This is a genomic window from Pantoea sp. GM01, from assembly GCF_000282675.1.
Lineage (GTDB): Bacteria > Pseudomonadota > Gammaproteobacteria > Enterobacterales > Enterobacteriaceae > Pantoea > Pantoea nemavictus.
Map to the genome: position 1 here is coordinate 1 of NZ_AKIU01000048.1, position 12,253 is coordinate 12,253.

The following is a 12,253-nucleotide window of genomic DNA, read 5'->3' on the forward strand; positions in this document are numbered from 1 at the left end:
AAACCCAAAACCCAAAACCCAAAACCCAAAACCCAAAACCCAAAACCCAAAACCCAAAACCCAAAACCCAAAACCCAAAACCCAAAACCCAAAACCTAAAACGACACATCCACCACCACGCTATCGGTATAATTCCCCGCTGCCGGCGTATTCTGCGTCGTCAAAATCTGCGCGGTATAGGTAAAGTTGCGCGTCACAGTATCCGCATTCAACGAGGTCGACGTCGTGCTGCTCCAGCGATCGGTGCCGGTCGGCCCCCAGCGTGCAGTCGTCGTCGTACCTTTGTAGATGTCATACGCCAGCCGATTAGTTCCGCTCGCCATCTGCCGCGTGGTGCCGCTGTAGTAGCTGCCGTTGCTTAAGCCCACGGTGTAAGTGCTGCCCTTCGAACACACCACGTTAATTGTCTGCTGCACCGTTGAAAAACTGCCGACTAACGGCGCACTGCCAAAGCTGACGTTGGGCGCGGTGATAGTGGTGCAGTCATTGGTGACCACCAGGTTTACGGTAATCGGCATCGCCGTGCCGGCGCTGGTCTGCAGCGTCCCCACACAGGCTCCCAGCACGTTCACGCCTGCGCAGACGTTATAACTCACCGTGAGTGTAATGGTGGTGGTGTAGGTGCCCGCCGCAATCACCTGGCCGGGCACGGTGCGGAAGTAGAGCGGAATATTGAAGTTGAGACTGTTCCCCAATGCCAGCAGCGATGATGAGTTCCAGCGATAGCTGCCGCCCTGTTGTAATTCGGTCGCACAGGCGCTGTCGATACACATCTGAATCGGAATGCTGTCGGTACCGCCGCTCGAGGTTTTCAGCGCCGCGCGCGTGCCACTGAGGTTGGTGGCGGTGGTGAAGGCATAAGTAATGAAATCTGTTCCCAACAGAGACAGGCCGCCGGTACCGCAGTTGACGTTGGTGGTGCTGGATGTGGGATTAACGGTTGAGCCAACCGAAAAGGTAGTGACAGAGCCGAAGGTGGCGGTCGGTGCGGATAATCCGCAGGCGGCATAGCCAACGCCAGGCAGTAACAACAGCGCCAGCAGCAGCAGAAGCGTTCTCATGGTGAAATTCCTGACTGTGAATTATCCGCGCTGCTCACCGCGGCACCCTGCGGTGGCGGTGGCAGCGCACAGGTAAGCGGCCCGTAGGTTTCCAGCGCTTTTGGCTGGCCGTCGGCAATCGCCAGCTGCGTATCACAGCTGCGCCCATCCGGCGTCACCACGTGAATCGGATTGTTAGCGCCGAGATCTTCCATCCACACAATGCCGTCCCAGCCAACGTATTCAGTGGCTTGATTCGGACGTAACACCTGGCTGGAGATCGGCAGCGGCTGATGATTGCTGTCATGCAACACCACGCTGGCCGCGCGTAACCGCTCAACCGGGAAGTTAAGCAGATAGCCGCTTTTACGTTTCACGGCAAAGCGCTGTTCCACTTTTGGCGCAGTGCGATCGGCGGGGAGATCGAGCGTATCGATATCGTATTTGGCGCCGTAATAGCTGCTGATGGACGGCACCAGCAGATAGCCCTCGTTATCGGTGCGGCCCATGGTTTGGTTTTCATAGCGCACCGTCACGTCGGGATAATCGGTCTTCACCACCACGAAGGCGTCATTGATATCGTTGGCAGCGAACACGCGGTTATCCATTAACACCACCGAACCGGTGAAATCGGCCCACTGCGTGGTGTTGTCGTTATCACCGTAAAAGCCGGCCGAGGTATCAATTTTGTTATTGCGATAGCGCAGGCTGCCCTGGCGATAATCCCCGCTGTCGCTGCCTTGATTGGCCCACGCGGCATCGTAGGAGAAGCCGCCGTCGGTTGGCATCGCGCGTGACACATACAGGCGTTGATTGTTGTTGCCCTGCTGGTCGCGCTCCATGCTGACCGAAGCGCTACTCTGTTCGCCAAACGGAATCACCAGAGAAATCGCGCCGCTCCAGTCGCCCTGAACCCGATCGCGACTGGCGGAGATGTACAGGCTGCTGTTACCCCACAGGTTTTTACTCCACGACAGGTTCATCAAACGCGTGCGATCGCCATTGCCGCCGGAGATATCGAAATAGGCCAGCCCGAGGCTGCCATAATCGCTGAGCGACACGCTGGCAGTGTATTGCGCGCTGCGGCGTGACAGCGAGTAGCTGGTATTGGCGCTGTCGCCACGGCTGCCAACCAGCGCGAGATTACCGAACTCGGCACTACGAATGGTGTGCTGCGTGCCAAGGCTGAACCAGCTGTTGTTGTATTGATAACCCCAGCTGTATTGCGTGCCGGCACTGCCCGCCATCTGGCTCTGCGCCAGCGCGCCGTTGACCACGCCCAGGCTGCCAAGCTTGACCAATCCCCCCGCGCCGCCCATCGCCACGCTGTCGCTGCCCTCCGCATGGCTCTCCAGCGTCAGCCAGTCGGTTAGGCCGTAGCGGTAAGAACCGCTGGCGGCGGCGGCACCATAATCAAAATTCTTAATGCCATAGTTTTCGCGTATCGCACCGGCAGAGAACGAGTAATCGGATAAGCCCTGTTTCAATAAACTGCTGGAGACGTAAAACGGTAGCGTGGTGGTGATTTGCCGTCCTACCGCATCGGTGGTGGTGATCACCGCATCGCCCGCACCGTTCACAAACGGCACGTTAGTGAGCGACCACGGACCGGGCTGAACATCCGCCTGCGCGCTGCGGTAGCCGTTGATAAACAGATCGACCGACGAAGGCACCGCCGCCTGGCCCGAAAAGGCCGGCAACGGATAGGTCACCAGATCCGGACGCACGCTGAAGTCGCGGCCAATCTGCACCCCGCCGAGGCGCACGCTGTTGCTCCAGCTCAGCGCATCGGTGACCAAATCCCCGGCGCGCCAGCTGATTGCCGCGTTCTCGTTTTCGTTGCTAAACCAGGTGTCGTAGCGAATGTAGCCTTCCTGCTGGCCGGAGACGCCGCCTTCCAGTTGCTGTACGTACACGCCGTTCGTTGAAAACTGCCCAGCCGGGCCGAAGAGACGCAGTTCGTTCCAGCTGGAGAGGCGCGAACCGGCGTTATCGGTGCGCGTGGCGTAGAAGTCATAGTTGAGCAGGACGCCGTTGCTGGCGCGACCGGGAAAGCGCGGCGCGTTTAGCTGTTGGCCAATAGTCTGGCCCGGCAGCCAGGCGGGCGGCACCGTCAATAACAGGCGCTGACGGCGTTCGTCATACTCCACTTTCGCTCCGCTCAGATTGCTGACGTCGATCTGCTGCCCTTGCAGTTTCCCGGCCGGAATACCGGCGCGCTCCAGATCGCCACGCCGCACCCAGAACGCCCCATTTTTGCGCTCCACCGGGACGATGTCGCCACGTTCGCCCTGGTTCACCACCAGTTCCAGCATGTATTGCTGGCCGCTGGCGTTATTCTCCAGCGCAGGCGGCGGTGGCAGCTCGGAGAAGGTCTCCGCGCTGCTGGTAATTGGGCTGATACAGAGCACGCTGGCCACCGCCAGCGCGCAGGGATGCGGCGTTAACTTCATCAACGCGCGGCAGCGCTGCTCCAGTGGCCTTTATTCATATCTGCTGCCAGCTCACCGCTCACGCTGCTGGTTAACGGCCAGCGATTGCTGCTGTTCGCCAGCACGTAGCCGAACAAGCCATTGCCCATTTTGCGTCCGCCAATGGTGACGTTGCTTAACCGCGCGTGACCGCTGCCACGATTGGTCAGCTCCAGCCAGCGTTTGCCGCCGCTGTTCACTTCCTGCCAGCTCAGCTGCGGTTTTGCCGTATCGCGCGTGACGCCGTCGCCATACACGAATAACGGCACCGAATAGCGCATCTGGAAAGTCAGGCCCGCCTGGTTTTCGCCTGGCGTGCGTGGCGTGGGGATCTCATCCAGCACCACGCGATACGCCATTTCACGTCCGGCAGTCGGCGCGGTTTGTTTAATTAAGCGCACCAGCTGGCGCTGTCCCGGCTCAAGACGCACCATCGGCGGGCTCGCCGCCACCTGCTGCTGGGTTTGATACTGTTCCTGGCCGTTAATTTGCTGCCAGCTGAAGATGCGCACCTGCATCATGGTGGTGGCATTGCCACGATTCTCCAGCCACAGCTCGCTGGCTTTTTCGTCGGGGTTGATGGCGGGATCGATGGGCCACACCATCAGCGAGTTGGCGGCGTGCACCGCGGGCGTGAGTACCACAAGCAGCAACAGTAATCGGGCGCGCAGGTTCATCTTCATGTCATCCTTCTTATCACTGACGTCACCAACTGAGCGTGACGGTTAAGGTGTCGGTATAGGTCCCGGCGCGCGTCGGGCCGGGCAGCGTTAACAGGCCATAAATTGGCAAAGTAATGTTGTTGGCATTGCTGTAACTCAGCGCCACGGCGCTGTTTACCGGGATCGCCGTGGTATGCGCGGCATTGGTGTAGAGGCTATAGGCCACCGTATTGGTGTTACTGGTGTGTTTGAGGTTACGGCTAGAGGTGTAGTTGCTGCCGCCGTTAATGCTCATGCTGACGGCGGTGCCTGGCGTGCAGGCGAGCCTGATGGTGGTGCTTTGCACATAGCTAGCGCTGACGCTGCTGGAAGCCACGCCAGATTGGGTACCAAAATTGAGCGTGCCGAATACCCCGGTATTGGTTCCGGAGACGACACAGCCTGCCACTACTGATGCTGAGACCTGAAAGGTGGCTGTCGGCAACCCCCAGGCGGAGACACTCCCTATCAGCAGGGCGAGGCCGCCTGCACTGTGCATCAACCGCTGCACCACGGCCACCCTGATTATCCTTTCCCTCAGTAATTCACCGCCACGTTGATGGTATCGGTGTAGGTGCCTGCGGGAATCAACGGGTTAAAGCCGCCGCCCACCACGCGACCATAAATGGCGTAGTTAGTCCCGAGCGTCGGGTCCGTGGTGCCACTGGCGGCGATGTTGGTGTTATTAGCGATGGCGGTGGTAAACGCGGCGTCGCTATAAAGCGTATAGGCAATGCCTTGAGTATTATCAGAACCAAGAGTCAGGTAACGCGGCTGGCCGCTCACCGTACCGTAAATGGTCGCCGGTGCGGTATTACTGCTGGTGACCTGCACGTTGAAGGTTTGTCCGGTGGTGCAGCGGACAAAGATGCCGTTACCCGAAGCTCCCACTAAAGTGGCGTTCAGGGTATCGAAGGTTGCTGCGCTGCTACCAAAGTTCAAGGTACCAAAGTTAACCCCTGTCGTTGCTGACTGACCGTTGACTAAACAACCGGTGGTCAGCGTCAAGGTGGCATTGATGGTTCCCGTTGTGGTGGCGGCAAAAACAGCAGTAGGGGCAAGTGCGGCGCTTAGGCTGGTAGCCACAAGAAAAAGCTTGAGTTTCATAATCATTCCTTACTGATTATCCAAGGTCAGTGCTTTTTCACCTGGTTATACATTTATGCAAATACATCCGAAATCAAACAAGAGCCGCATGCAGCCCGACAGCGTAAGCGCCCGCTATCTAAGAAAATTCTTAGATGGTGGATTAATGATTTATATCAGTTTTCTTTACTATAGATCAGCAAATCGGGCCTTGTGCGCCGATGTTCACTTTTTTCCCTAATCAATTGCCACTTTTCGCCGATAACGCAGTAAACACAAGGGGTGGCGAGTGGTTAAAAAAACTAAACAAGCGATGATTCCCCCCTCTACCACGCGCTTCGGTTCGATGATATGTTCGTGCATTAATCAGATATTATTAATTTTTCTATTAAAGACTGACGATGAATATAAAAAAAACCAGCCCCACCATTCCAGATTTGTCTGGAGCGGCTTTTTGTTGAACTTCGCCACAGGCGGTCATTAAGCACGCTTGATCGGCGTTTTATCATCCTTGTTGATATTTGACGACACCGAACCTGCTGCGCAGCGGGTTGAGTTTAGGAGCGCACATGCTGCTGGTTACCTGGGATAGCGTTCTGGTTACCGTTTCACTGATTGTGGCCTTCATCGCCGCTTTTACCGCTCTGGACAGCGCCGGACGCGTGGCCGTATCACGCGGCACGCTGGCAAAATTGTGGTTAGTCGGCGGCGGTACCGCCATGGGCATCGGCATCTGGGCGATGCACTTTATTGGCATGCTGGCGATGAAAATGCCGATGACCATGCGCTATGACATGCAGCTCACCGCCATCTCCCTACTGGTGGCGATTGTTGCCGCCATCTTTGCCTTTGCCCAGGGCGTGCAGGGCAGCCATCTCACGCGCCGGCGTTTACTGCGCGGCACCCTCATCCTCGGCAGCGGCGTGATTGTCATGCACTACCTCGGCATGAACGCGCTAATGATTGAAACCGCCATCTACTGGAATATGCCGCTGGTGCTGCTGTCGGTGGTGATTGCCTATGCCGCGTCTGGCGCGGCATTGTGGCTGGCGTTCCATTTGCGTCAGGGCAAAAGCTTGCTGCTATTACGCGCCTGTGCGGCGCTGGTGATGGGCATTGCCGTTGCGGGCATGCACTACACCGGCATGGCGGCGGCAGAATTCAGCATGCCGGTTATGATGCAGCATCACGGCGCCAGTGAAGAGGGGCTGGCGGTGTGGGTCACCATAATTACGCTGACCATTCTGGGGCTGATGTTACTGATTTCGATGCTGGATGCGCAGCTGCGCGCGGCGCGTCTCGCGGCCAAACTCAAGCGTGCCAACAGTGAACTGCGCCAGCTGGCGCTGCACGATAATCTGACCGCGCTGCCGAACCGCGTGATGCTGGAACAAGAACTCACTGCGCAGATCAAACAGGCGACGCTGCAGGATGAGAACTTCGCGCTGATGTTTATGGATCTCGACGGCTTCAAAGCGGTTAACGATACCTGGGGCCATCACGTTGGCGACCGCTTGCTCATTGCGGTGGCCGAGCGCCTGCGTGTGGAATTGAGCGAAGAGATTTTACTGGCGCGGTTGGGCGGCGACGAATTTGTGCTGCTGTGTCCGCAATGCTATCTCCATCAGGCGACACAACTGGCGCAGCGGCTGGTGCAGGTGATTGATGCGCCTTTCGATCTCGATCGTTATTCGCTGCGCGTGTCGCTCAGTATCGGCATTGTCATCTTCCCGCTGCACGGTCGCAGCCAGCAGGAGATGATGTTCAACGCCGATTCCGCCATGTATCACACCAAACACAGCGGGCGTAACGGCTGGTGCGTGTTTGAACCGGCGATGAGCGCGGTAGCTCAGCATCAGCTGGCGCTGGCCAACGATCTGTGGAACGCGCTGGAATATCAAGAAATGCGCCTGTTCTATCAGCCTAAATTCCGCGCGGGCGGCACGGTATTGATCGGCTTTGAAGCGCTGTTGCGCTGGCAGCATCCGCGTCGCGGCCTGCTGATGCCGGACACCTTCCTGGCGCGAGCAGAGAAAACCGGGCAGATTGTCGCGCTGGGTAACTGGGTGATTAACGAAGCCTGCCGCCAGCTAAAACAGTGGCACGATGCCGGCAACGCTGACTGGACGGTGTCGGTTAATCTTTCCGCCCTGCAATTCCAACAGCGCGACCTAATCGATAGCGTGCGCCAGGCACTGCTGCACCATCAGATACCCGCCGGGACGTTGATGCTGGAGATCACCGAGAGCATCGCCATGCGCGATCCGCAGTTTAGCCAGCAGCGCATTGCCGAATTGCATCGGCTGGGGGTGAAAGTGGCGATCGATAACTTTGGCATCGGCTACGCCAATCTGCTGCATCTGAAACATCTGGAAGCCAGCGAGCTGAAAATCGACCGGGCCTTTATCAATAGCCTGCGCGCCGGCAGCGAAGATGCCGCCGTGGTCAGCGCGATGTTATCGCTGGCGCAAACGCTCAACCTGCGCATGGTAGCCGAGGGCGTTGAGACCGAGGAGCAGCAGCGCTTGCTGACGGGATTAGGCTTCGATACCTTGCAAGGCTATCTGCTCGGTAAGCCAACACCGGCAGAGCGCATCGGCGAATTTACCGCTGCGCTTAATCTGCCGCTGGTGTTGCCGAATAGCGTCGTACCGCTGGCCAGGGCGTGATAAACCATTTTTCTTTTCTTCCGCATCGGAAGGTTTCATCGTTCATAGACTCAGATCGGCAGGTATTCTGCCGATAATTCCTACAATAAAACCAATAGATTCCTCACTTTTCACAACACCACAGCTGACTTAACCCGGCTTTAACTTGGGAAATCACTATGTTAGTGACTTCGTACGATTCGTTTACCGTCATCGTCTCCATCCTGGTGGCAATGCTGGCTTCGTTTACCGCGCTGGATATGGCGGGACGCGTGGCTTCCTCAACTGGCAAGGTGGCGCTGGTTTGGTTATTCGGCGGTGGATTCGCTATGGGCATCGGCATCTGGGCGATGCACTTTATCGGCATGCTGTCGATGAGCCTCGATATGGTCATGAGCTACGACCCTACGCTCACCGTCGCCTCGATGGTGGTGGCGGTGCTGGCTTCGGTGTTTGCGCTGTGGCTGGTGTGCTCAACCCCGACGCTGCCATGGCGACGGCTGTGCGGCGGTGCGCTGGTGCTGGGCACCGGCGTGGTGGCCATGCACTACACCGGCATGGCGGCGCTGATGTTTTCGCCGGGTATCACCTGGAACTGGGGCTGGGTGGCGGCCTCGGTGGCTATCGCGCTGGTGGCTTCAGGCGCCGCATTATGGCTGGCGTTCAACCTGCGTGAAGGACACGGACGCGTTACCGTCCTGCGGCTGGGCGCATCGGTGGTGATGGGCTGTGCGATAGCCGGCATGCATTACACAGGCATGGTCGCGGCTAACTTCCCGATGCAGAGCCACGCGACGCACATGGGCGTGAACAGCAACTGGCTGGCGGTGGTGGTGACGGTGGTGACGCTGGCGATCCTTGGCATTACCTTGCTGGTATCGATGCTGGATGCCCGCCTGCAGGCTCGCACCTCAATCCTTGCCCACTCGCTAGCTGAAGCCAACCGCGAGCTGGCACAGCTGGCGCTGCACGATAACCTGACGCGTTTGCCCAACCGTATTCTGCTTGAAGATCGCCTGGAGCAAGCCATCAATAAAGCCAACCGTGAGAAATCACAGTTTGCGCTGATGTTTATGGATCTCGATGGTTTCAAGGCCGTCAACGACGCCTTTGGCCATCATGTCGGCGACAATCTGTTGATCGGCGTCACCGAACGCATGACCGACCAGATGAAAGGGCACTATACGCTGGCGCGCATGGGCGGCGACGAATTTGTCCTGCTGCTGGAAATTGACGATCCCAACGATGCGGCGGCGGTGGCAGATTCGCTGGTGAAAGCGGTAGATCGTCCTTTTGATATCTCGCGCTACGAGCTGGTGGTGTCGCTGAGTATTGGCATTGCGGTTTATCCGGGCGATGGCAAAGACGAGCGCGAACTGATGTTTAACGCCGATGCCGCCATGTATCACACCAAAAATAACGGTCGCAATGGCTACACCTTCTTCCAGCCGTCGATGAATATGCTGGCGCAGTCCCAGCTGCAGCTGAATAACGATCTGTGGCAAGCGCTGGATAACCATGAACTACGGCTGTTCTATCAGCCAAAATACTGCGCACCGCGCGGGCCGATCCTTGGTTTTGAAGCGCTGCTGCGCTGGCAGCATCCGACACGCGGTCTACTGGCGCCAGATACTTTCCTGCCGATGGCGGAAAAGACCGGCATGATTGTGAGTATCGGCAATTGGGTGATTAACGAAGCCTGTCGCCAGCTGCGTTCCTGGCATTTACAGGGGCATCCGCACTGGTCGGTGGCGGTCAACCTGTCGGCACTGCAGTTTGAGCAGAGCAACCTGGTTGAAACGGTGACCGATGCGCTGGCGCAGCACCAAATCCCGGCTGAGCTGCTGACGCTGGAAGTGACGGAAACCACCGCGATGCGCGATCCAGAGGAGAGCGTGCGTATTCTCACCGAGCTGACCAATATGGGCGTCAAGGCCTCGATAGATGACTTCGGCACCGGCTACTCGAGCTTGCTGTATCTCAAGCGTTTACCGGCCAGCGAGCTGAAGATCGATCGCGCGTTTGTTAATGAACTGCAGGCGCATTCGGAAGACGCCACCATTGTGTCAGCGATAGTCGCGCTGGCGCAGTCGCTGCATCTTAAAGTGGTCGCTGAAGGGGTAGAGACGCAGGATCAGCAGGCGTTTCTGACGGGCCTGGGCTGCGATACGTTGCAGGGCTATTTGCTGGGTAAACCGGTGCCGCCGGATCGCATCAACGAGCTGCCGAATTTTTACGAGGAAGTGTTAGAGCTGGAGCGCATGCCTTAGCCAGTAAGTTTTTCCTCCTCTATTCATTCCCTCTCCCGCTTGCGGGAGAGGGTTAGGGTGAGGGAAACTAGCCGCCAAATCCTCTACATCGGAGTTCGGGTGGCGAAATATCAGCAGTTGGTCGAGCAGCTTCGCACGCAAATTGAGGCACGCATCTGGCCGCCAGGCGAAAAACTGCCGTCGCTACGCCAGCAGGCGGAGCAGAGCGGGCTCAGCCTGATGACGGTCATGCACGCCTACGAGGTGCTGGAGAGTCAGGGCTGGATCGTATCTAAACCGCAATCCGGTTACTACGTGGCGCCGCGCGCTGCCGAAAGTCGTCCCCGGCTGCCCACCCAGGAAATTGCCAAAACCGATCAGGCCGACACCAACAGCTTTGTGTTTGACGTGCTGCAAGCCACGCGCAATCCCGCCATTATGCCATTTGGCTCAGCCTTCCCGGATCCCGAGCTGTTCCCGCAGCGCCAGCTGATGCGCTCGCTGGTGAAAGTCTCGCACAATCTTAAACCCACCGATGCGCTCAACAACCTGCCGCCGGGCAATGAAGAACTGCGCAAAATTCTGGCGCAGCGCTACGCGCAGCAGGGCATTACGCTGTCGCCGGATGACATTGTGATTACCAACGGCGCGATGGAAGCGCTCAACCTGAGCCTGCAAGCCGTCACCGAACCCGGCGATTGGGTGATTCTCGAGAATCCCTCGTTTTATGGCGCCCTGCAGGCGATTGAACGCCTCAAGCTGAACGCCATCGCCATTGCCAGCGATGTGGACCACGGCATGGATCTCGATGAGCTGGAGCAGGCGCTGCAGCGCTGGCCGGTAAAAGCCTGCTGGCTGATGACCAACCGGCAAAATCCGCTCGGCTTTACGCTCAGCGCCGAGCGCAAACAGCAGCTGGTGGCGTTGCTGGCGCGCTACAACGTAGCGATGATTGAGGATGATGTGTACGGCGATCTGTATGAGGGCCACGACAAGCCGCTGCCGGCCAAAGCCTTTGATCGTGACGGCAACGTGCTGCACTGCGGCAGTTTCTCTAAGAATCTGGTGGCGGGATTTCGCGTAGGTTGGGTGGCGGCTGGGCGTCATGCGCAGCGCGTACAGCGTATCCAGCTGATGAGCACGCTGTCGACCAGCGCGCCGATGCAGTTGGCCTTAGCCGATTTTCTCAGCACGCGCAGCTATGATGCGCATCTGAAAAAGCTGCGCCAGACGCTAGCGAAACGCAAACAGCTGGCGCAGCAGGCGCTGCGGCGGGTGCTGCCTGCTGATGCCAGCATCAGCGACACGCCGGGCGGTTATTTCCTGTGGATTGCGCTGCCTGCGCAGATCAATACCACTGAGCTTTATCATTTGGCGTTGCAGCAAGGGATCAGCATTGCCCCCGGTCAGCTGTTTTCCAGCAGCGAGGGCTTCAGTCACTGTTTCCGCTTTAACACCGCCTGGCCGTGGGATAGCCGTGCCGAAGCGGCCGTCGAAACGTTGGGCAAACTGATTGCCGGGCTAAACCGCTAAACCTGAGCCGCCTGCTGGTGGCCCCAGGTGAGGTAGTAGACATCGTAGAAATCCACTTCACCTTTCTGCTTCATCAGGCGATCGATGCCGCTGCGCACGCGATCGGGCGTTTGTGGGTTATCCAGAATCTTATCCAGCGCCTGCTGCGAAACCGGCTGCACGTAATACCACTCGCCGTTATAGCAAACGCGTAAATCCAGCGTATCGATATCTTCGAAGCGATATTTGGGATTGATATCCATCAGCATCAGCACGCTCATCACCACCACAAACACCGTGGCAAACCAGAAGGCCGGCCAGCCGAGCATGTCGGTGGAGAAGATCAGCGCCACGCACAGCGCGTAGCACAGGTACATGATGGCCCAGAGTCCCGGATGGGTTTTGAGGAAGGAAAAGCTAAAGCGCGGCAAGTTATCGCGCTGCCCCTCACGGTTCAGCGTGGCGATTTCGTCGAGCAGAATTTGTTTAATCGCGTCCATTGTTCACCTCTAATTATCACTGCCTGCCAGTAAAGCACATAACAGT

Annotated in this window: 9 protein-coding genes; 3 read left to right on the forward strand and 6 right to left on the reverse strand. The window is 57.9% G+C overall.

Going from position 1 to position 12,253, the window contains the following annotated elements; genetic code table 11:
- Window positions 1–95: 95 nt before the first annotated feature.
- Genes PMI17_RS14190 through PMI17_RS14210 form a run of 5 tightly spaced genes read right to left on the reverse strand, consistent with a single transcriptional unit; the run spans window position 96 to window position 5,319 of the window.
- Window positions 96–1,061: a spore coat U domain-containing protein gene (locus PMI17_RS14190; protein WP_009128079.1), complete on the reverse strand. Its 966-nt coding sequence runs from the start codon at window positions 1,059–1,061 to the stop codon at window positions 96–98.
- Window positions 1,058–3,493 carry a fimbria/pilus outer membrane usher protein gene (locus PMI17_RS14195; protein WP_009128080.1) on the reverse strand — a complete coding sequence of 812 codons (2,436 nt, stop codon included), beginning with the start codon at window positions 3,491–3,493 and terminating at the stop codon, window positions 1,058–1,060. The genes PMI17_RS14190 and PMI17_RS14195 overlap by 4 nt, the downstream gene beginning before the upstream one ends.
- Complete coding sequence (locus PMI17_RS14200) at window positions 3,493–4,188, reverse strand: molecular chaperone (RefSeq protein WP_009128082.1); 696 nt, start codon at window positions 4,186–4,188, stop codon at window positions 3,493–3,495. The genes PMI17_RS14195 and PMI17_RS14200 overlap by 1 nt, the downstream gene beginning before the upstream one ends.
- A gap of 28 nt (window positions 4,189–4,216) precedes the next feature.
- Window positions 4,217–4,711, reverse strand: coding sequence for a spore coat U domain-containing protein (locus tag PMI17_RS14205; RefSeq protein ID WP_180823699.1), 495 nt, complete (start codon window positions 4,709–4,711; stop codon window positions 4,217–4,219).
- 38 nt (window positions 4,712–4,749) lie between these two features.
- On the reverse strand, window positions 4,750–5,319 hold the full coding sequence (locus tag PMI17_RS14210; protein ID WP_009128086.1) for a spore coat protein U domain-containing protein: 570 nt from the start codon (window positions 5,317–5,319) through the stop codon (window positions 4,750–4,752).
- Window positions 5,320–5,867: 548 nt separating this feature from the next.
- Here PMI17_RS14210 and PMI17_RS14215 point away from each other — a divergent pair.
- From PMI17_RS14215 to PMI17_RS14225, 3 genes are all read left to right on the forward strand, one after another.
- The gene (locus PMI17_RS14215; protein WP_009128088.1) at window positions 5,868–7,967 is read left to right on the forward strand and encodes a bifunctional diguanylate cyclase/phosphodiesterase; all 2,100 of its coding nucleotides are present in this window, start codon (window positions 5,868–5,870) and stop codon (window positions 7,965–7,967) included.
- Window positions 7,968–8,125: 158 nt separating this feature from the next.
- On the forward strand, window positions 8,126–10,216 hold the full coding sequence (locus tag PMI17_RS14220; protein WP_009128090.1) for a bifunctional diguanylate cyclase/phosphodiesterase: 2,091 nt from the start codon (window positions 8,126–8,128) through the stop codon (window positions 10,214–10,216).
- Window positions 10,217–10,315: 99 nt separating this feature from the next.
- The gene (locus PMI17_RS14225; RefSeq protein WP_036621282.1) at window positions 10,316–11,728 is read left to right on the forward strand and encodes a PLP-dependent aminotransferase family protein; all 1,413 of its coding nucleotides are present in this window, start codon (window positions 10,316–10,318) and stop codon (window positions 11,726–11,728) included.
- Here PMI17_RS14225 and PMI17_RS14230 read toward each other — a convergent pair.
- Complete coding sequence (locus tag PMI17_RS14230; RefSeq protein ID WP_009128093.1) at window positions 11,725–12,207, reverse strand: YlaC family protein; 483 nt, start codon at window positions 12,205–12,207, stop codon at window positions 11,725–11,727. The genes PMI17_RS14225 and PMI17_RS14230 overlap by 4 nt on opposite strands.
- Window positions 12,208–12,253 lie beyond the last annotated feature (46 nt).